General features: G+C 63.6%; 14 protein-coding genes. 3 read left to right on the top strand and 11 right to left on the bottom strand.

Going from position 1 to position 21056, the window contains the following annotated elements; all coding sequences use genetic code 11:
• Nucleotides 1-94: 94 nt before the first annotated feature.
• Both yghX and ACI2KS_RS07965 read right to left on the bottom strand, forming a co-directional pair.
• Nucleotides 95-982: a YghX family hydrolase gene (yghX, locus tag ACI2KS_RS07970; protein WP_404618868.1), complete on the bottom strand. Its 888-nt coding sequence runs from the start codon at nt 980-982 to the stop codon at nt 95-97.
• Between the two features lie 209 nt (nt 983-1191).
• The gene (locus ACI2KS_RS07965; RefSeq protein WP_404618866.1) at nt 1192-2076 is read right to left on the bottom strand and encodes a LysR family transcriptional regulator; all 885 of its coding nucleotides are present in this window, start codon (nt 2074-2076) and stop codon (nt 1192-1194) included.
• Nucleotides 2077-2187: 111 nt separating this feature from the next.
• Between ACI2KS_RS07965 and argC the strand changes: the two genes are divergently transcribed.
• Nucleotides 2188-3111, top strand: a complete 924-nt coding sequence (gene argC, locus ACI2KS_RS07960; protein WP_404618864.1) for an N-acetyl-gamma-glutamyl-phosphate reductase — start codon at nt 2188-2190, stop codon at nt 3109-3111.
• A gap of 52 nt (nt 3112-3163) precedes the next feature.
• Here argC and ACI2KS_RS07955 read toward each other — a convergent pair whose 3' ends face one another.
• Nucleotides 3164-4558, bottom strand: a complete 1395-nt coding sequence (locus ACI2KS_RS07955; protein WP_404619484.1) for a CoA transferase — start codon at nt 4556-4558, stop codon at nt 3164-3166.
• A 46-nt stretch (nt 4559-4604) separates the two neighbouring features.
• Nucleotides 4605-5504, bottom strand: coding sequence for a LysR family transcriptional regulator (locus tag ACI2KS_RS07950; protein ID WP_404618862.1), 900 nt, complete (start codon nt 5502-5504; stop codon nt 4605-4607).
• A 255-nt stretch (nt 5505-5759) separates the two neighbouring features.
• Between ACI2KS_RS07950 and ACI2KS_RS07945 the strand changes: the two genes are divergently transcribed.
• Nucleotides 5760-6758 carry a DMT family transporter gene (locus ACI2KS_RS07945; protein ID WP_404618860.1) on the top strand — a complete coding sequence of 333 codons (999 nt, stop codon included), beginning with the start codon at nt 5760-5762 and terminating at the stop codon, nt 6756-6758.
• Between the two features lie 787 nt (nt 6759-7545).
• Here the strand turns inward: ACI2KS_RS07945 and eutC are convergent.
• Genes eutC through eat form a run of 3 tightly spaced genes read right to left on the bottom strand, consistent with a single transcriptional unit; the run spans nt 7546 to nt 11178 of the window.
• Entirely contained in the window at nt 7546-8367 is an 822-nt protein-coding gene (gene eutC / locus ACI2KS_RS07940) for an ethanolamine ammonia-lyase subunit EutC (protein WP_404618858.1), read from the bottom strand.
• 36 nt (nt 8368-8403) lie between these two features.
• Nucleotides 8404-9795 (bottom strand): ethanolamine ammonia-lyase subunit EutB, encoded by a 1392-nt coding sequence (locus ACI2KS_RS07935; RefSeq protein ID WP_404618856.1) that lies wholly within the window; start codon nt 9793-9795, stop codon nt 8404-8406.
• A gap of 30 nt (nt 9796-9825) precedes the next feature.
• The gene (gene eat, locus ACI2KS_RS07930; protein WP_404618854.1) at nt 9826-11178 is read right to left on the bottom strand and encodes an ethanolamine permease; all 1353 of its coding nucleotides are present in this window, start codon (nt 11176-11178) and stop codon (nt 9826-9828) included.
• Between the two features lie 500 nt (nt 11179-11678).
• Between eat and ACI2KS_RS07925 the strand changes: the two genes are divergently transcribed.
• Nucleotides 11679-12737: an AraC family transcriptional regulator gene (locus ACI2KS_RS07925; protein WP_404618852.1), complete on the top strand. Its 1059-nt coding sequence runs from the start codon at nt 11679-11681 to the stop codon at nt 12735-12737.
• A gap of 1059 nt (nt 12738-13796) precedes the next feature.
• Here ACI2KS_RS07925 and ACI2KS_RS07920 read toward each other — a convergent pair.
• The 4 genes from ACI2KS_RS07920 to ACI2KS_RS07905 form a co-directional block, all read right to left on the bottom strand.
• Nucleotides 13797-15752: a hypothetical protein gene (locus ACI2KS_RS07920; protein WP_404618850.1), complete on the bottom strand. Its 1956-nt coding sequence runs from the start codon at nt 15750-15752 to the stop codon at nt 13797-13799.
• A 203-nt stretch (nt 15753-15955) separates the two neighbouring features.
• On the bottom strand, nt 15956-16969 hold the full coding sequence (locus tag ACI2KS_RS07915; protein ID WP_404618848.1) for a PstS family phosphate ABC transporter substrate-binding protein: 1014 nt from the start codon (nt 16967-16969) through the stop codon (nt 15956-15958).
• Nucleotides 16966-18015 (bottom strand): PstS family phosphate ABC transporter substrate-binding protein, encoded by a 1050-nt coding sequence (locus tag ACI2KS_RS07910; RefSeq protein WP_404618846.1) that lies wholly within the window; start codon nt 18013-18015, stop codon nt 16966-16968. Before ACI2KS_RS07910 ends, ACI2KS_RS07915 begins: the two co-directional genes overlap by 4 nt.
• Nucleotides 18016-18155: 140 nt before the next feature.
• Complete coding sequence (locus tag ACI2KS_RS07905; RefSeq protein ID WP_404618844.1) at nt 18156-20339, bottom strand: TonB-dependent siderophore receptor; 2184 nt, start codon at nt 20337-20339, stop codon at nt 18156-18158.
• Between the last annotated feature and the right edge of the window lie 717 nt (nt 20340-21056).

The raw sequence follows: 21056 nt of genomic DNA, 5'->3' as shown, positions 1-21056 counted from the left end.
CCGGCGTTTCGACAGTTGGCCGTGTCGTTACGCCGGGCCAGGCAGAGCTGTGACAAACCGGTTAGTTCAGACCCGCGCATCATCGAGCGTCTATTTACACCAGATATTTGTTGAACCACTCCAGCGTCCGGTCCCATGCCAGTCTGGCCGCTGCATCGTCGTAACGGGGGGTCGAGTCGTTGTGAAAGCCGTGGTTGGCGCCGGGATAGATCCAGGCCTGGTAGGTCTTGCCGGCGGCCTTGAGCGCCTGCTCATAGGCCGGCCAGCCATCGGTGATGGGTTTATCCAGCTCGGCGTAATGCAGCAACAAAGGGGCGTTGATCCGGCCGACGTCCTCGGCCTTGGGTTGCCGGCCGTAGAACGGCACTGCGGCGGCCAGTTCCGGATACGCGACAGCAGCGGCATTGGCCACCCCACCGCCATAGCAGAAACCTGTGATGCCCACCTTGCCGGTCGATGCATGGTGCGCCATCAGCCACTCGATGGCGGCAAAGAAATCATTCATCAGCTTTTCAGGGTCAACCTGCTGCTGAAGCTCCCGGCCCTTGTCATCATTACCGGGGTAGCCGCCGACCGAGGACAGGCCATCGGGTGCCAGCGCCACGAATCCGGCCTTGGCCAGACGCCGGGCAACGTCTTCGATGTAAGGATTGAGGCCACGGTTCTCATGCACCACCAGCACCGCAGGCACCTTGCCGGTGGCTTTGGCCGGACGCACCAGATAACCGCGAACCTGGCCGTGGCCCTTGGGCGAGGGATAGGCAATGTACTGGGCGACGATGTCCGGGTCGGTGAATTCGACCTGTTCGGCCAGCGCATAATCCGGGCTCAAGGACGCCAGAATCGCCGTCGCCGTGAGGCCGCCCAGGGTGAACACCGCGGCGCGATCAAGAAACTCGCGGCGATTGATTTTGCCATGCACATAGAAGTCATACAGCTCGAGCAGTTCCGGGGCGAAATCCTTGGCGGTGAGACGGGTCATCGGTGTGCTTCCTCATCGAATGTCGACTGGCGACCTGGCCCCGCAGGCGGGCTGCTCAGGCGTGGCGCGCAACAGTGATTAAAGCAGTGTTTTGCAGCCGTGAAAAAATCCCGGCCGTGCCCGCCCGATCGGGCTGAAAGCTGACCGGGGTGAAAACCATCAGCGGTCGATTACACGGTGCTGCTTGCCTGCGCCGACCCGCCAGCGGCTTACAGCGCTTGCAGCCCCCACAACACCTGCAGCACATGCTGCGTCGAACGTTCGACGTTTCCGCCGCGATGGGCGATGCCCAGTTCCCGCCATAGCGGCGGTTGCAAAGCCCGCATGGCGATTCGCGTTTCCGGCGGTGGCGTCGAGGCCTCGTGGGGCAGCAAGGTCGCACCGTAACCTGCGGCCACCAGACTCTTGATCGCGTCGTTGTAGTTGAGCTGGATCCGCGGCGTCGGTTGCGGACCCTGGCTGGCGAACCACTCCCCTACCTGGCGCGACAGGCGCGTGCTGTTGTCGTTGAGAATCAGCGACTGGCCGGCCAGCCACGGGGGAGTGATCACCTCGGGGGACTCCCAGCGAGCCGGCAAAAAGGCCATGATCGGGTCGCGTCGCCACGGGGTGATCTGCAACCCTTTGACCGGCGATTGCGGCAAAGCGATGACGCCGATGTCCAGACTGCCGTCGCCCAGCTTGTGCAAGGTCTGCTGGGAGGTCAGCACCGCGACCTGCACGTCGATGCCGGCGTGATCCTGACCCAGGGTTTCCAGTGCCTGCGGGATCAGTTGCGCGATAACGCCGGTCGACGCACCCAGCCTCACGCGCCCCGCCAGCCCCTTTACCTGGCGCTCGACATCCTCCAGCGCCTGCTCGGCATCGGCCAGCAGACGCCGGGCGCGTTCGATCAGGGTCTCGCCAATCGCCGTTGGCTGAATCCGCCCCCGGGTCCTGGACAGCAACGGGCCACCGATCCGCGCCTCCAGATCGGCAATGTGCAGGCTGACGGTAGGCGGCGCCAGATTGAGCACCCTCGCCGCCTCGGCGAACGAGCCGTGCTCGGCAATCACCAGCAGGGTTCGCAGGCGGTCCAGACTGATTTCACGCATACACCGTCACCTTCAGAAAAGCTGAACACGAACGTCATTAAATTCAACTTTCTCTATCTTAGTCGCTATCGGAAGATGATCGCCATTGACCACTGATGCCGAGGGCAGAACATGACCATCCCTGTTGTTTTCATCGACGGCGACCAAGGCACAACCGGTCTGCAGATTCACCAGCGCCTGCAAGGCCGCACCGACCTGAAACGGGTCACCTTGCCCGCCGGACAGCGCAAGGACCCGAAAAGCCGGGCAGCAGCGATCAATGCCTCCGACATCGCCGTGCTGTGCCTGCCGGATGACGCCGCACGCGCCGCCGTGGCAAGCATCGAAAACCCTGCGGTACGGGTAATCGATGCCAGTTCGGCGCACCGCACCGACCCTGACTGGGTCTACGGTTTTGCCCAGCTGAGTCAGCAGCAGCAAGCACTCATCGCCACGGCCAGAAGGGTCAGCAACCCGGGCTGCTACCCGACCGGCGCGGTGGGCCTGCTGCGTCCGTTGCTGGACGCAGGGCTGCTGCCGCGTGATTACCCGATCAGCATCAACGCCGTCTCCGGCTACTCGGGCAAAGGCCGTGCCGGGGTCGATGAGTTCGAAGGGCCGGACGCGGCGCAGGCCACGCCGTTTCAGATTTACGGCCTGAGCCTTGCGCACAAGCATGTTCCGGAAATCCAGCGCTACAGCGGTTTGAGCGAGCGGCCAATGTTCATCCCGGCCTACGGCTCGTTCCGTCAGGGCATCGTGCTGACCATCCCCCTGCAACTGCGACTGCTGGGCCCAGGCGTGACGGGCGCTGGGCTGCACGCCTGCCTTGAGCAACATTACGCTGGCAGCGATTTTGTCGAGGTCATGCCGATGGAGCAGTCACAGGCCCTGAGCGGGCTCGATCCTCGGCAATTGAACGACACCGACAAACTGCGTCTGATGGTCTTCGAGAACGCCGGGCATGTGCTGTTGGCGGCGGTCTTCGACAACCTGGGCAAAGGGGCAGCCGGTGCTGCGGTGCAGAACCTGGACCTGATGATCGCTGGCGCCTGATCGCTCCCGGTTGCAGTGCTCGATCAGGCAGCTGCAGGGTTGATGCCCCGCTTCAAAGCCACGTGGCCTCGCTGCTGCCCAACGCACAGGCGGCAAGATCCCAGCGGGTCGGCGCGCCCTGCACCTGCCCCGCTGGCTTGAGTCGTTGCGCCGGGCCCCAGGCGCTGTGTTCGATGTGTGGGGCAAAGTCCGCTGATTGCACAGGGGTCAGCGGGTGCGCTGTCGGGAAATCGACCGGGCATTGCATGAGCAGCCTGGCACTGCGCGCGAGAGACGCCTGCATCTGGCTGCCGTGGCCGCTAACCAGGCGTTGGCTGAGCCCGCTGACAGCCGCAGCGGCCATCAGGTAACCCGTCGCGTGGTCGAGTGCCTGCACCGGCAATGGCACAGGTTTGTCGCTGCCGCTGGCGCGCATCCCGGCGTCGGCGATTCCGCTGCTCATCTGCACCAGACTGTCGAACCCCCTGCGCTCGCGCCATGGGCCGGTCCAGCCATAGGCATCCAGCGAGATGTCGACCAGCCCGGGGTTGAGCTCACGACGACGTTCTACGCCCAACCCCAGGTGCGCGAGCGCATCGGCTCGATAACCATGAATCAGCACATCGGCCTGGATCAACAGTTGCTCAAAGGTTCTACGGTCCGCCGGCGCGCGCAGGTCGAGTCGGGCGCAGCGCTTGCCCAGCACCACCTCCGGCACCGTGCCCGGTTCTTCCCAGCCGTAAGGGTCGATGCGCAGTACTTGCGCGCCGAACCCGGCGAGAAACCGGGTGGCGACAGGGCCGGCCAGAATCCGCGTCAGGTCCAGCACCCGAATGCCATGCAACGGCCGTTCGACGCTGCCTGCCCAGGTCGCCGGTGCGCCCTGCGGCCCGCGCTGGCGATGCAGCAATGGCTCAGCGTTGACGCTCATGCCTTGTGGATGCACGGCCCATTGCCGGGCCGTGCGCATGGCGGCGGCACAGCCCTGACGCTCGACGATGGCGCTTTCCAGCGCACTGGCTTGCCAGCGACCGACCGCCTTGGCCACGGCATCACGATCGGCGCGGGTGCCGAGCACGGCCAACGCCGCGTCACGGTGATGCGGCGCATTGGTATGCAGCCTGATCCAGCCGTCTGCGGTTTGATAATCACCTGCCACGGCGTCCCACTGCGCCGGCAGCGCCCAGCCTTGCGGACGAAGCGAGCTGGCAAACCACAACGAGGCCAGGCGCCGGTCTACCACCACCTGTGGTGCTGTGCCCGACACCTGTTGCAGTAGCTCGCTGACCGCCAGATGAGCGACGCCCACCGCGGCGGCGGCGAAATCGGTGACGGCGAACACTGAGGGGAGTGATCCTTGTGCGCTGATGCGCAACCGCAGCAGCTGCTCGGGATCGCCCGCCAGTGCCTGCCAGAACTCACCCAGGAAATGCCCCATGGCGGCCGGCATGTGTTGATCGTTGCTCATGCTCATTGTTGATGAACCTCCGTCCTGCGGCAGATCGCCCGCTCAATCATGTCAACTCAACCCGCAACCATTCGATCAGCCGATTGGCTTCCTCGCGCGGTGCCTGCCCATCACGGCGATAGACCGACAGCGCTTCGCACAGGTGAACGCTCTGCGAGAACGGCGCGAGCAAAACGCCGTTGTCGAGCATTCGCTGCGAGGTGCGCCGCCAGCCCATGGCCAGCCCGTGACCTTCCACCGCTGCGTGCAGCATCAGCGCGTAAGTGTCGAACGACCGCCGCCGGGCACCCGGCGGCACTTCAGCGCCGAAGGTCGCCAGCCAGGTATCCCACTCCAGTTGATAAACCGGTAACGCATCATGGTGCAGCAAGGTGTGGCCGCTCAGCTCATCGAGACCCACGGCGGTGCGACCTCGCAGGTAACCGGGGCTGCACACCGGGAACACCTCGTCCGTTGCGCTGAACAACAGCGGGTGCAGGCCGTGGTCGCGATTGCTGCTCTGCATCGCCACGTCGAAGTACCCCTGGAACTCGGTCAGGGGAGCGGTCCAGGTGACCATCTTCAATTCAATGTGCGGGTACTGCTGGTGGAAGTTCGACAGCCTGGGCATCAGCCAGTGAAATGCTTCACAGGGCTGGCACAGCAACACCACTTCATTCTTGCCGGCCACCCCGCGCAGTCGATCTGCGGTGCTGGCGACCTCGCGCAATGCATTACCCAGGGTGAGGCTGAATTCGCGTCCGGCGTCGGTGAGGAACACCCCCCGGTTGCGGCGCTGAAACAGGCGGATGCCCAGACTGTCTTCCAACGCCCGGATCTGCCGACTGACCGCGGCCTGGGTCAGGTGCAATTCATCGGCGGCGCGAGAAAAGCTCAGCAGGCGCGCGGCTGCTTCGAAGGGCAACAGGCTGGCCAGCGGCGGCAAGGACTTACCCAGCTTATTCATGATTTCCAGTAATGCATGCTGACGAAGACATCATTTGTAGCACAGCGCGCAGGATCGGCAAGATATGGCTCGCACAACGTCACACGGACTAGGGCTTGACGGCGGGAAGGAGCCCAAGAACGTCAGCGCAGGCAAGCCGGACTGCCAGAGGTCGGCGTCAGGTGACGAGGTGGTTTCAAACGGCACAGGTATTTTCATCGGGCTGCAGGGATGTTTCAAACCCCAGGCAGCCGTAACAGCACGGCAGGAGTCAGCATGAGTGCATCGCGTACGGTCATCTTGCAAGGCGTCGGATTTGCCGTGCTCGCCACCATGAGCTGGGCCTGCAACTTCATCGCACCTTATGTACTGCAGGGCTACAGCATCGCCGACTTCATGCTGGTGCGGTTCGTGATGGCCGGGGTGCTGGGTGCTCTGCTGCTGGCGCGGTACCGCGCACAATTGCGCGGCTTGCATGCACGCCAATGGATGACCGCCATGGGGCTCGGTGTGCTGGGGTATCTGGGCTACAGCAGTTGTATTGCCGGCGGCGTGATCTACGGCGGCCCGCTGATGATTGCCGCATTCATCGCAGCGGTGCCGATGTTGCAGGCCTTGCTGGGTAACGCCAGGCATCGCTCGCTGCGCTGGGGCCAATTGGCAATGCCGATAGCACTGCTGTGCCTGGGTCTGGTGTTGATCAATCGGCAGGCGATCGGCGATCCGCCCGGCCCGGCTGCCGAGCTGTGGCTGGGCCTTGCATGTTCGGTGGGCGCAGTGTTGCTGTGGCTGTCGTTCAGTGCCGTCAATCAGGCGGCATTGGAGCGCCTGCACGGCGAGGCGACCAGCGCCTGGACCTGCCTGATGATGATTGGCGCAGGGCTCGCTGCCCTGCTGCTGACGCCGCTGGCCTTGGCGGCTGATCTGCTGCGCCTGCCGGTGTTGGGCGTTGCCATCCCAGCGGCCATCGAGCTTTACGGCTGGGCGCTGTCGATCGCCTTGCTCTCTTCAGTGATTGGCGCCTGGGCCTGGAACATGGCTTCGCGCCGTCTGCCGATGGTCTTGTCCGGGCAATTGATCGCACTGGAATCGTTCTTCGCCACAGTGCTGGGCCTGGCCTTCAATCATCGCCTGCCGACCCTGGCCGAAGTCGTGGGACTGGGCCTGATTCTGTTCGGCACCGCCTGCGCGGTGCGGATGATTCTGGCGCCAGCGACACGCGCCGGTCAGCGTTGCCCACCCACCTCGGATCCGGCACAAACGCCACACCCGTAGCAGCGGGCATGCCCCTCGAGCGCAAGTAGGAGCGGGCTTGCCTCTGGGCCGCACTCGGACGAGCGGCGACGCAGTCGTCGTAAAACCTGCGCCTGCGGTGTTTCTGACACACCGCGTCATCCGGTTTGACGACGGGTTCCCCGCCGATCGCGGGACAAGCCCGCTCACGCCCTCTGGCCAGAATCAAAAGCAGGCGGCGCAACAGGGGTCGATTGCTTCTGCGCGCGGGCCGTCAGATGTCCACCCGCTTCTGCCCGAAGGGCGTGGGAGTTGGCTTGCCGACGATCTGGCGCGAAGCGCCAGCAAAGCCTGTGGACGCGATGCACCTGGCCCGCCGCGCCGTCTGACTCTACTGCCGGTGCCCGGCAGATCGCTGGCAAGCCAAGCTCCCACGGCCTGCGGCCAGAATCAGAAGCAGGCGGCGCAAGGGGGTCCGTTGCTTCTGCCCGCGGGCCGTCAGATGTCCACCCGCTTCTGCCCGGAGGGCGTGGGAGTTGGCTTGCCGACGATCTGGCGCGAAGCGCCAGCAAAGCCTGTTCACGCGATGCACCTGGCCCGCCGCGCCATCTGACTCTACTGCCGGTGCCCGGCAGATCGCTGGCAAGCCAAGCTCCCACGGCCTGCGGCCAGAATCAAAAGCAGGCGGCGCAACAGGGGTCGATTGCTTCTGCGCGCAGGCCGTCAGATGTCCACCCGCTTCTGCCCGGAGGGCGTGGGAGTTGGCTTGCCGACGATCTGGCGCGAAGCGCCAGCAAACCCTTTCCCAGAAGCAGATGCGGAGCGGCACCTAGCCGCCAATCAGGAAATTCCCCGGGCGCACGCCATCCCCCGCTTCCAATACTGGCACTTGCGCGTCGTCCTTGAGCTTGACCCCGGACAACTGCAGGCGCCAGGCCTCGCGCATCAGGTACAGCAACTTGTGGGCGGCCATGGCGTAACTCATGCCTTCAAGGCGTACGTTGGAGATGCAATTGCGCGCGGCATCGTTGAGGCCGACCCGTGGCGCGTAGGTGAAGTACAGGCCAAGGCTGTCCGGCGAGCTGAGCCCTGGGCGCTCGCCGATGAGGATCACCACCATCCGCGCCTTGAGCAGCTCTGCCACTTCATCGGCCACCGCGACCCGCCCCTGCTCGACCAGCGTCACCGGCGCCAGACTCCAGCCTTCGGCCAACGCCATTTCATCGATCCGCCCAAGCATCGCCAGGCTATGACGCTGCACCGCCAGCGACGACAAGCCATCGGCCACCACCACCGCCAGATCAAAGCCTTGCGGGTGGGCCTGGGCATAGCCGCGCAGCTGCTCCACCGAATCGGCGGACAACCTGCGCCCCAGATCGGGTCGTTGCAGGTAGACATTCCGGTCCGCCGCCGAGCTGTGCAGCGTGAGGCATTCGCGCTGACCCGTTGCCAGCTGTTCGCTCAACAGCGCGTGATCGAATGGCAGATGCACCGCGTCTCGTGCCTGCGCATGGGCGAACTGAAAGTCCAGTTGCGCTGCGGTCGGCAGGCTGGTGCCGGCATGCCCCAGGGCGATGCGCGCCGAGGTCAGCGAGCGCAGCTGACGCCAGGCATCGGCCTGGGCCGGCGATTTGCTGTGGTCATCACTCATGGCCAATCCTTCTGTGTTTCAACTGCAATCGGAGCGCTACTTCAACTGCGCCAGTGCCTGACGGAACAGCGGCGGTACACCCTGTCCCAGGCGTACTCCGGCGTCATCCTGACGCAGGATATCCATGCGCGTCAGCCACGCCTCGAACTCCGGCGCCGGGCGCAGGCCAATGGTCTTGCGCGCATACAAGGCGTCGTGAAACGAAGTGGTCTGGTAATTGAGCATCACGTCGTCGGAACCGGGAATGCCCATGATGAAATTGATCCCGGCCACCCCCAGCAGGGTCAGCAACACGTCCATGTCGTCCTGATCGGCTTCGGCATGATTGGTGTAGCAGATGTCGCAACCCATGGGTACGCCCAGCAGCTTGCCGCAGAAGTGATCCTCGAGCCCGGCACGGATGATCTGCTTGCCGTTGTACAGGTATTCCGGGCCGATGAAGCCGACCACGGTATTGACCAGAAACGGGTTGAAATGCCGGGCCACGGCGTAAGCGCGGGCTTCGCAAGTCTGTTGGTCGACGCCATGGTGGGCGTTGGCCGACAGCGCACTGCCCTGCCCGGTTTCGAAGTACATCAGGTTGTTGCCCAGGGTGCCGCGTTTCAGACTCAAGCCCGCTTCGTAGCCTTCCTGAAGGATGTCCAGGCTGATGCCGAAACTGCTGTTGGCCGCTTCAGTGCCTGTGATCGACTGAAACACCAGATCAACCGGCACCCCCTTTTCGATGGCCGCCACCGAGGAGGTGACGTGGGTCAGCACACAGGCTTGAGTGGGAATCTCGTAGTGACGAATCACGCCATCGAGCATTTTCAGCAGCTCGGTGATGGCGCTGATGCTGTCAGTGGCCGGGTTGATGCCGATCATCGCGTCGCCGTTGCCGTACAACAGGCCGTCGAGCACGCTGGCGGCAATGCCGGCCGGATCGTCAGTGGGATGATTGGGCTGCAAGCGGGTCGACATCCGCCCGCGCAGGCCCACGGTATTGCGAAAGCGGGTAACGACGCGGATCTTCTGCGACACCAGCACCAGATCCTGCACGCGCATGATCTTCGACACCGCCGCCGCCATCTCCGGCGTCAGGCCCGGCGCCAGCGCCTTGAGGCTGGCCTGGGTGGCATCGTCGCCCAACAGCCAGTCGCGCAAGCCACCGACCGTCAGGTGACTGACCACGGCAAACGCTGCCTTGTCGTGGCTGTCCATGATCAGGCGGGTGACTTCATCCTCCTCATACGCAATCAACGCCTCGTTGAGAAAGCGCTTGAGCGGCACCTCGGCCAGCGCCATCTGCGCCGCCGCACGCTCGGCGTCGCTGCTGGCGGCGACTTCGGCGAGGAAGTCGCCGGAACGTGCGGGACTGGCCTTGGCCATGAGTTCCCGCAGGCTGTCGAAGCGCCAGACCATGCCACCGATGCTGTGGGAAAAACTCATGCGTAGCCTTCCTTTTATCGATCCACTTGATTAACCGGCGACTGCAACAACCGCGCCGCGGCTGCGCACCAGCTTGCAGAACAGCGCACCGAGCGCCATCAGGCAGACGAAGATGGCGCAGATCACCAGATTGAACCAGACCATCGCCACCAGACACACCACCGCCAGTACCAGCGCGATGCCCGGCACGATCGGATAACCCGGCGCGCGGAAGCTGCGCTCAAGGTCCGGCTCGCTGCGACGCAGCTTGAACAGGCTGAGCATACTGATGATGTACATCACGATAGCGCCAAATACCGACATGGTGATCATCGCAGCCGTCAGGGTCATGCCTTGCAGGTTGATCAGCCCGTCACTGAGGATCGCCGCGATACCCACCACGCCCCCGGCGATGATCGCCCGATGCGGGGTCTGGAAGCGAGACAGTTTGGCCAGGCTCGGCGGCAGGAAGCCGGCGCGTGCCAGGGCGAAGAACTGCCGCGAGTAGCCCAGGATGATGCCGTGGAAACTGGCGACCAGACCGAACAGACCGATCCACACCAGCATGTGCATCCAGTTGGAGTTATTGCCCACCACCGCCTTCATCGCCTGTGGCAGCGGATCGTTGATGTTCGACAGCGTGCGCCAGTCGCCAACGCCGCCGGCGAAGACCATCACACCGAGCGCCAGCACCACCAGGGTCAGGATGCCCGCGATATAGGCACGCGGAATGGTGCGCTTGGGATCCTTGGCCTCCTCGGCCGCCATGGCCGCGCCTTCAATTGCCAGGAAGAACCAGATGGCGAACGGGATGGCCGCGAAGATGCCGCTCAGCGCTGGCAGGCTGAACGTGTCGGAACCGGCCCAGCCGCCGAGCACGAAATTGCTGAAGCTGAAGCCCGGCGCAACCACGCCCATGAACACCAGCAACTCCGCGACCGCCAGCACCGTGACCACCAGTTCGAAGGTCGCCGCGATGCTGACCCCCAGAATGTTCAGGGTCATGAACACGAAATAGGCGCCGATCGCCGCCACCCGCGGGTCGAGTGAGGGGTATTGCACGTTCAGGTACGCGCCGATCGCCATGGCGATGGCCGGCGGGGCAAAGACGAACTCGATCAGCGTCGCGAGCCCGGCAATCGTCCCGCCGGTTACCCCGAAGGCCCGCAGGCTGTAGGCGAACGGGCCGCCAGCGTTGGGAATGGCGGTGGTCAGTTCGGTGAAGCTGAAGATGAAGCAGGTGTACATCACCGCCACCATCAGCGTGGTGACCAGAAAGCCCAATGTGCCGGCAGTGCCCCAGCCGTAGCTCCAGCCGAAATACTCACCGGAAATCACCAGGCCCACGGCCAGGCCCCACAGATGCAGGGTTCCCAATGTTGGTTTGAGTTGTGAAACAGTCATGAGTGTGCACCCCGGTAGCCAAGCGACGGTATTTGCCTGAGGTCGAGCATAGCCACTGCATCACGGCCAAGGCTTGACCGTACAGCGCACCGGTTGTGCTGTGCGGTCAAGTTTGCGCAACGATTAGCCGGGGTGCGCCAATCCAGCGCGTGCTGGAGGGTATATGCGTTATTTCGGTTCAGAAACAAGCTGTTTTCGAGGGCCGGGAGAGTGGCGTTGGGTACAGCATCTGTGGGATTGCGCCACCCTTCCCCGCGCGGTGTGAGTCGATGAGTAGCAAATCGAATACCGGAACACTGCACTTTCCACTGTAGGAGTGAGCTTGCTCGCGATGACGCCCGAACATTCAACACATCTCGGCGCCCCTGCCTGACGCGATCGCGAGCAAGCTCACTGCCGCGGAACCTGTTATCTGCGCTCCATGCGATGGCCACCTCGGCAACAAGGTATGACATTTGCTTGAATAAAATTCATACAGACCGTGAAGGCCGTTCAATCCGATGCTTCAGACCCTCATCTCCAGCGCAGCCCCGAACCCCTGCGCCGCGAGCAATCGCGGTGTGTTGTCGGCTGCCGCCAACGGTCTGGACAGTTTCATCGTGCAGCACGGTGGCGATCTTGATCGGGTGTTCGGCCGCTCGGGCATCGATCCCGAACAGCTGCTGCATCCGACCCTCAGCTTGCCGCTGCCCAACTACTGCAAGGTGCTCGAAGAAGCCGCGCAGCAGACCGGGTGCGACAATTTCGGGCTGCGCTACGGCCAGCAGTTCCAGCCACAGGCGCTGGGTCTGCTGGGTTACATCGGCTTGTGCTCGGCAACGCTGGAGGACGCGCTGATCAACTTCTCGCAGGCGTTTCCCTTTCATCAGCACAGCACCCTGATTGAACTGGTCGACCAGGGCGAGTGTTACCGCTTTGATTATCAGGTTCGTCACGGCGCCATCCACGAGCGTCGCCAGGACGCCGAACTGACCATGGGCATGGCGATGAACCTGATGCGCCATGTACTGGGAGCCAACTGGGCGCCCCGGCAAGTGACCTTCGAACACGCCCGGCCACAAGACTGGCACGAGCACCGCGACGCCTTTCAGGCCGACGTGGGTTTCGGTCAGGGCTGCAACTCGCTGTTGATCCCCAAATGCGAGCTGATCGACCAGGCCATGCCCGGCAGCGACCCGATCCTGCTGATGCTGATCAAGGACGCCATTCGCCAGCTGGGCGACAACGGCAACGAAACCAGCCTGCTGGAGCGCGCACGCCAGACCATCCTTGCCACTTTGCACCTGGGCGAACCGGCACTCGATGAGATCGCCCATCACCTGGGCCTCTCCGAATGGACCCTGCAACGCAAACTGCGTGAACAGGGCCTGAGCTTCACGCAACTGGTCGACCAGATCCGCCAGGACTCGGCCGTGGCCCACCTCAAGCAACAGAACCTCAGCGTCACCCAACTGGCCGCCATGCTCGGGTACTCGGAAACCAGCGCGTTTTCCCGCGCCTTCAAACGCTGGTTCGGGCTGAGCCCAAAGCAATGGCGCAGCGCAGCTGTCATCTCGTAGGAAACATCCGGGGCTGGAACACCGACCTACTGGATTTGCGGTGTGTCACTACGCTTGATCGCTCCCACGCTCCGCGTGGTATCGCCTCGCCAGACGCTCTCCGCGTCGCCTGCTGCTGGAGGACGCAGAGCGTCACAAGCTGCGTTCCCACGCGGAGCGTGGGAACGATCAACGGAGCCTGCCAGCAAGCCGGCTTCTACAGTGGATTTGCGGTGTGTCACTGCGTTTGATCGCTCCCACGCTCCGAGTGGTAGCGCCTCGCCAGACGCTCCGCGTCGTCTGCTGGAGGACGCAGAGCGTCACAAGCTGCGTTCCCACGCGGAGCGTGGGAACGATCAACGAGGGGCCTGCAGCAAGCCGGCTTCTACGGTGGATTTGCGGTGTGTCACTGCGCTTGATCGCTCCCACGCTCCGCGTGGTAGCGCCTCGCCAGACGCTCCGCGTCGCCTGCTGGAGGACGCAGAGCGTCACAAGCTGCGTTCCCACGCGGAGCGTGGGAACGATCAACGAGGGGCCTGCAGCAAGCCGGCTTCTACAGTGGATTTGCGGTGTGTCACTACGCTGATCGCTCCCACGCTCCGCGTGGTAGCGCCTCGCCAGACGCTCCGCGTCGCCTGCTGCTGGAGGACGCAGAGCGTCACAAGCTGCGTTCCCACGCGGAGCGTGGGAACGATCAACGGAGCCTGCCAGCAAGCCGGCTTCTACAGTGGATTTGCGGTGTGTCACTGCGTTTGATCGCTCCCACGCTCCGAGTGGTAGCGCCTCGCCAGACGCTCCGCGTCGCCTGCTGCTGGAGGACGCAGAGCGTCACAAGCTGCGTTCCCACGCGGAGCGTGGGAACGATCAACGGGGCCTGCCAGCGAGCCGGCTTCTACAGGTGATCGCGCAAAGGCCCAGTGCGTATCCTGGCTCTGAAACCCAGACCCAGCGGCCGCGCATTCAGAACCTGGAGCGACGATTCTGTGCCGAATCAATCACGTCGTCTGGCCGTTCCAGATAATCGTCATCTAGCGCGCCCTGCACAGTCGTCATGTCGGGCCCGGGCTGCAGCACAGGGCCTCACCCCTCCTTGCGTCCGATGTCCTGTAGCCAGTCGTTCAGATTCCCCGGCAGCAGCAGCTCATGGCGCGCGCGGGAGCTGGCGGTGTAGAGCAGCGAACAGACGCTGGCCAGCGAGTGCGGCGAGCCGGCCCGCGGCGGGCGCATCAGGTCGCGGGACAGCAGCACGGTGTCGAACTCCTGATTCTTCACGTCTTCGACCTTGGCCAGCTTGATCACCGCATGCGGATCGCTGCAAAAGCGCTGCAGGGTTTCGATGAAGTTCTGCTCGGTGTTGCCCTGCCCCAACCACTCGTGCACGGCCTTGAAGTCGTGGCTGGCGCCCATGGCCGAGGCCAGCGCATCCCAGTGGCTATAGCGGAAGATCAAGCGATGCTGGGGCCGCAAATCCTGTGCATAGAGCAACACCAGCCCCTTGATGAACAGGGTCAGGTCCTGGGCGGTGCCAGGCGGCAGCACAAACCGCGCACCGGCATCGGTCAGGCGTTTGAACCAGGCGAACAGGCCCCATTCGTTGGCCACCAGAATCGTCGTCGGCTTGTCAGGAATCGGCATGACGCTGTGGCCGACGATCCGCGTTGGATACGGCGCACGCCCCACGAAACCCTCCTTGATATCGCTGGGGTGCAGCTGGATCAGCGGGTTGAGCACCTCGGCCATCTGCCGCCCGGCGCGGATGGACTGGGTTATGAAGCGCTGGCGTATGGAGCCGCCATGGCGCGGCGCCTTGCCACTGAGCTGCTGGAACTCGTCGCCCAGGGTGATCACCGCCTGCGGACTGCGATCCAGAATCTGCACCATGGGCGCTGTCAGTTCGTGGCTTTCGTCGATGATGATGTGGGTGTAGTTCTCGAACACCACCTCAGCGCTCAACGACAGAAACTTGATGCGGTGGCTGTTGCGCACCGGCAGGCGTATCTGCGGCGCCGAGGGCCGGACGGTTTCGCGCCAGAGCAGGCGGCTGTACTCCAGCAGCATGGCAATGTCGGCCTGGCTCGCGGCGTAGCCCAGCGACGGCAGGTGCCGGGCCTCGATGGTGGCCAGCGGCGACAGGCAGAAGCTGTACACCGTGGTCCGACACACCCAGGCCACCTGGCGCGCAGGCAGACTGCCCACGGCCTGCAGCCTGAGCCAGTCAACCACCTGCTGATCGGACACCAGAGAATCGGCGCCGGTGCGTTGCCTGCCGGTGTTGCGCCAGCCGGCGGAGGTCTGGTTGCGGTTGAGCAGCAAGTTGGCCATGTGGCCGAAGGTGCAGGCATGGAGCTTGCGGTTCACGTCGCCTTGACGGACGCGCTCCTCCAGTGCCTTGACCTGCTGCGGATAACTGGCCATGAGCAGGGTCGTTTCGGGTCGCAGGGTTTCGAAGAACTTGGCCAGCAGGAACGTCTTGCCCACCCCGGCGTAGGCCTGCACATGAAACGACTCATCCTGACAGCCGCGAAACTCGTCGAAGATCCGGCTCTGCTGATCACTCAGGCGCATGACCTCACCCGACGGCAGGACGATCTCCCGGACCAGCGGCGCCAGTTTCTGCCGATGCCGTTTGCCAAAGCCGAAGTCCCATTGGCCTTCCTGGTCGAGAAAGTCGCGGTCTTCGATTTCATTCTCTTCGAGCAGACCGATGCCGGTGGTTTCGAGCACGCTCAGGCTTGCGGCCAGGTGGTCAGCGGTGAAGCGTCCGCGCACCAGGTCCGCGAAAACGCCGCCCGCCTCTTCCATCGACAAGGCCGCGCGCATGACATCGTCGAGCATGCGCTCGAGCTTCTCGATCGGGGTGTTTTGCAGCGAAAGCGCCTTGAGATTGAGCAGCAGCATCAGCGCGGCCAGCTGAGGCCGGGTTGCCGTTTCCAGGAAGTCCTCCAGCGGCTCGCCTGCCGCCAGGGCTTGGATGACCTGTTCAGTCAAGGGCAGGAAGAGCGAGGGTGGCGGAGCGAAGGAATCGGCTGAACTCATTGCGGGAAAGATGTCCTGGTGAACGCGACGGCGTGAGGCGTGGGCGGCTAGTGATGATATGCCAAACCCGCCCGGACTGCGCCATGCCGTCCGCACATGCAGCCATCCCGACGGTCGCGATTGTTACAACGCCACCGCCGGTGAGCCGTGCGACCCCAGCACGAGTCAGCCCAGCTGATACCTCATGACTGCAGACAATGTCCCTACAACGCCTCCAGTTTTTCGCGCTCTTTGTGCAGATCCACAGCGCTCAATGGCACGTAGCCTTCTTCGCTGTTGCGCTGCTCACGCACCGCTTGCTGCCCTTCGTCCGACAGGGCCAGGCGCAGGTACTGCTTGATGAACGGCGCCAGTTTCTGCCCGGGCGGGCTGTCGACATACAGGTGCAGGTAGGCCGACAACGGGTACGCCCCCGCTGCGACGCTGTCGTAGTCCGGTGACTTGAACGCCTCACCCGCCTTGCCGGCCAGCGGCAGCACGCGCACATGGACGGAGGTCCTGCTGGCGTCGACCCAGCCGGTCAAGCCTATTGCATAGGGGTCGTTGGCCACGGCACTGATCACCTCCTCGCGGGTGTTCAGGGCTTCGTACTTTGCGGCGAAAGGCTTGCCGCCGAGCTTGTCCATGCGCAGGTTGGTGGCAAAGCCGCCATCGTCGCGCAGGCCGTAAAGATGAATACGCCGCGCGGCCCAGGCTTTCACACCCAGTTGTCCCCAGGTGTTGAGGTCGCCCTCGGGCTGGCCTGCGGTGACGATGCGCGCAAGATCGGTCAGGCTCAGGCCAGGCAACGCGTTGCTGGCATTGACGTAAACCGCAGGCGGGGTCTTGTGCGGTGCGCGCGGGCCAAAGCCGGAGTAGCCGATGCGGATGTCCAGCGGCGGGTAACCTTTGACTTGCTCGAAACCATGCATGTCGCCCAGCCACGCTTCGCGGGACAGCGGCGCGATGACCGTGGCACCGGCGGTCAGCGCCGGGATGCCGACCGACGAGCCCTTGGCCGTCAGGGCAAACCGAAAACCCGGATGCTGCTGACTGAACAGCGTATTGAGGTTCTCCATCAGGTCCTGCATGCCGTCATTGCCGATGATGGCGATGGCGCCGTCGGCGGTCAGGTAGGACGCATCGGCAGGCGGCGACAGTGGCTGTGCGCTCAGCGCAAGGCTGGTGCCCAACAGCGCCAATGCGCCCAGAGTCTTTTGCAGCAGAACGGTGGTCATAGCGGCGCTGCCTCATCCAGTTTGGCCAACTCGGCACGAGCATCTTTGCCGGTCAATGGCAGATAGCCCTTGGGCTGGCTGGCGATCAGGGTCTGGCCCTGACGCGAGAGCACGAACCTCAGGTATTCGCGCACCACCGGGTCAATGGTTTTGCCTGGCTCGCGCCGCAGATAGAAGTACAGGTAGCGGCCATACGGATAGCTGCCGTCGGCGACCTGCGCAGGGCTGCCGGTGGTGATCACGCCAGTCTTGGGATCGATGATCCGCAGTTGCTTGATCCGGTCGTTCTCCAGACCGATGGCGGCAATGCCGATACCGGCCGGATCGGCAGCCAGACGCTGCAGAATCAGTTCGGTCTTGCCATAGGCCTCGTAGCCGGGCGTCAGCGGCAGGCCGCCTAGCTGGTCCTTCTGCATGTAGGTGCCAAAGCCGGTGAACTCGGGGGTGCCGTAGGGGTGTATCGCACGCTCGGCCCATTCACCCTTCAGACCCAGTTGCCCCCACCGCGAAAAGTCGCCCTGGGGATGGCCGATGGTCAGGGTGCGATTGATCTGCTCGATGCTCAAGGTATCGAGCGGATTGGCCCGATTGACGTAAGCGGCCAGCGACGTCGCCAGGTGTTGCGAGGTGTCGTCGCTGGCATAGGCCACGCGGATTTCCAGCGGGTCGCTGCCGACGATCTTGTGGTAGGCGCTGGTCTCCAGTGGGTTGATCGCCCGGCCCATGGCGCCGAACATCGTCACCCCGTGGGTCAGCAGCGGCACTGCGCTGGTGGTGCCTTTGGACTCGATGCGAAAACGCCAGTCGGGATGGGCGTCGACCAGGGCTGCGTTGAAGCGCTTGACGATGAAGTCCACGTGGTCGGCCCCGGCAATGCGAAAGGCGCCCTGCTTGTCGATAAAACGCGAGTCGGCAAAGGCGCTTGCCGGTTGTGGGGTGTAATCCGCCAGTGCGGGGTCAATGGGCGGTGCGGCAACGGCGGACGAGCCCAGCACCAAGCCGGTTATCAGCGCCGTTGCGCGAGTCGTGAACATACGGCCAGTCATGGCGATTCCTTTTCCAAATGAACATCTGCGGCAAACGGCGGGTTCTATCGAGGACCTGCGGCTGACCTGTAACCGTCCGGCTTGTTGGCGGCGGTACTGGGCCAGCATCCAGCTGCCTGCCACGCCTGAAAACTCAACCATCAAAATTCAAGCTTGGCCCGCGCCACCAATTGCCGCGGCTCACCGATGGCAATTGCAGGCGAGCCCAGGCCGCTCGACGAGGTGTAGTACTTCTCGTCAAACATGTTTTTCAGGTTCAACTGCAGGGTCAGGTCACGCTCGTCCAGCTTCATTCGGTAGGAGACGAAGGCGTCGGCGACTTTCGAGGACGGCAAGTAGTATTCGGTCCCGGAGCCATCATTGACGCCCCAGCGGCTGGCGAAGCGCGCACCGGCCCCGGCGCGCAGATCACCCACGCCGACGTGCCCGAAATCGCGGGTCAGGTACACCGCGCCCGTGTGTTTCGACACGCCGTCCAGCGGCTCGCCCTTGAGTACCGGGTCTTCCAGCACCTTGGTGTCGGTGTAGGCGTAGCTGCCGGTCATGCTCCAGAACTCGTTCAACTGGCCGGTGATGTCCGCCTCCAGCCCGCGCGAGCGCACCTCGCCCGACACCCGGGTGCAGGTCTCGGTGCCGCACGGCTCGCTGGTCTGCACGTTCTTCTTGTTAATGTTGAACAGTGCAACCGTCGCGGTGATCGCGTCATTTTCAAACTTGGTACCGATCTCGTAGGCCTTGCCCTCTTCGGGCGGCAAGTCGCCAATCGGCGCGGCAATCGAGGTGTTGGGACGGAACGACTCGGTGTAGCTGCCGTACACCGACCAGTCCGGCTGGATCAGGTAGACCAGCCCCACCCGTGGCACCACCTTGCTGTCCTTGACATCGGCGCCGACCACAAATGGCCGGCCCTTGCCGGTCATCTCGTCAAAGGCGTCGTAGCGCAGCCCGGCCTGGAAAATCCACTGTTCGCCCAGGTGCATGGCGTCCTGCACGAAGAATGCGTGGGTGCGCAGGTGATCGGTCTGATCGCTGTTGGGCGCACTGACCGTGCTCGGCTGCGCGGTCAGGCCGTAGACCGGCGCGTTGTAGTTGAAATCGGCCTTGTTGGCGCTGCGATACAGGTCACCCAGCTCACGCTCGTTTTTCATGTAGTCGGCGCCGATCAACAGCTCGTGGCGCACGTCGCCCCAATACAGGTCACCCAGCGCGCTGACCGTCGCGGTGTGCGCGAACTGCACCGCGTCACGGGTGGCATCGCCCCTGCGGGTGACCACGCCGGTGTTGTAGTTGGCCGAAATGAAACGCGACTGGTAGTCGTTGTAATAGTTGCGGCTGTAGGCGTAGCCGGTGCGCAAGGTCCAGATGTCGTTCAGGCGATGATCCATGCGCAGATCGAGGGAGTCGGAGCGACCGGTGGTGACGTTGAACGGCTCGTCCAGGCGCCGGTTGCGCGGAATATCCAGCACCTTGCCGGTCTTGGTGTTGATCTGCGTGCCACGGTCGAACGGTACCGAATACTCCATGTGTTCGTAGGCCACCGACACCGTGGTGTCGTCGCCGTACCAGGCCAGGGACGGCGCGATCACCGACTGGTCGATGCTGCCGAAATTGCGCCAGTAGTCGTAGTTCTGCTTGTCGGCGATCAAGCGATAGGCCAGGCCGTTGCTGCCGATGGGACCAGTCAGGTCGATCTGCTCGCCGCCGCCACCAAAGCTGCTGCCAAACGCGGAAATGGAATGCGCATCCACCAACTGCGGCTTTTTCGTCACCACGTTGATCACCCCGCCCGGGTCCTGCACGCCGTAGAGCATCGACGCCGGGCCCTTGAGCACTTCGATGCGCTCGGTGGTCGGCGTGAAGTTACGGGCCTGCACCGACTGCATGCCGTCGCGCATGATCGAGTTGTCACGATTGGTGCCGAAACCGCGCTTCTGAATCGCATCCTGGGTGCCGCCCAAGGTATTGCCCTGCTTGACCCCGCTGACGGCATTGATCGCTTCGTCCAGGCTGTTGGGCTGACGGTCTTCAATGACCCGGTTAGTGACCACATTGACGGTCTGCGGTATTTCCACCAGCGGCGTTTCGGTGCGGGTCGCGACCGAGGCCTTGCGCGCCTGGTAGCGAGTGCGGCTGTGTTCGGTTTCGCTGATTTCGCTCTGGGAATCGGCGTCGATATTGACCGCATCCAGCTGCATTTCTTCGGCGCTGGCCAGTGAACTCAAGCCAAGGGAGCAGAGCAACGCGGTGACCGAACACATCCCCAGCCATGCAGCGGGGCGGGGTGCGGGCAAAACGGGTAGACGAAAACCGGATTGAGCTGTCATGAACGGATAAACCTGAGGCGTCGAGTAATGAAAACGTTCGTTGCGAAACGAATCTGATTCTCACTACACGGATGCCGACCCGGTTTACCTCACATGATTGTGGAAAATAATGTTCAAGCCCGGGGATGCCGCACCCATTGTGCTTCGGGCAGAATCAAAAACAATCGCCGCACCCCAGTGCTTCGGCCCGCAGAGGGCCCTTCTGGCAGAATCAAAAGCACTCGCCGCACCCATTGTGCTTCGGCCCGCAAAGGGCTCTTCTGGCAGAATCAAAAGCACTCGCCGCACCCAGTGCTTCGGCCCGAAGGCCGTGGGAGCATGGCTTGCCGGCGATCTGCCGGGCACCGGCAGTAAGATCAGACGCCCCGGCCGTGTCAGGTAAATCCCATTCGCAGGATTGGCTGCCGCTTCGCGCCAGATCGCGAGCAAGCTTGCTCCTACGCCCTTCGGGCAGAATCAAAAACGGGCGCCCCACCCATCGTGCTTCGGTCCGCAGAGGGCCCGTTTGGCAGAATCAAAACACTCGCCGTACCTCAGTGCTTCGGCCCGCAGAAGGCCCTTCTGGCGTATCAAAAGCACTCGCCGCACCCCAGTGCTTCGGCCCGGAGGGCGTGGGAGCCTGGCTTGCCGGCGATCTGCCGGGCACCGGCAGTAAGATCAGACGCCCCGGCCGTGTCAGGTAAATCCCATTCGCAGGATTGGCTGCCGCTTCGCGCC

The sequence above is a fragment of the Pseudomonas sp. NPDC087358 genome (assembly GCF_044900785.1).
Classification (GTDB): Bacteria; Pseudomonadota; Gammaproteobacteria; order Pseudomonadales; family Pseudomonadaceae; genus Aquipseudomonas.
Note: the sequence above shows the minus strand (reverse complement) of the source record. Positions and strands in the feature narration are given on the sequence as shown.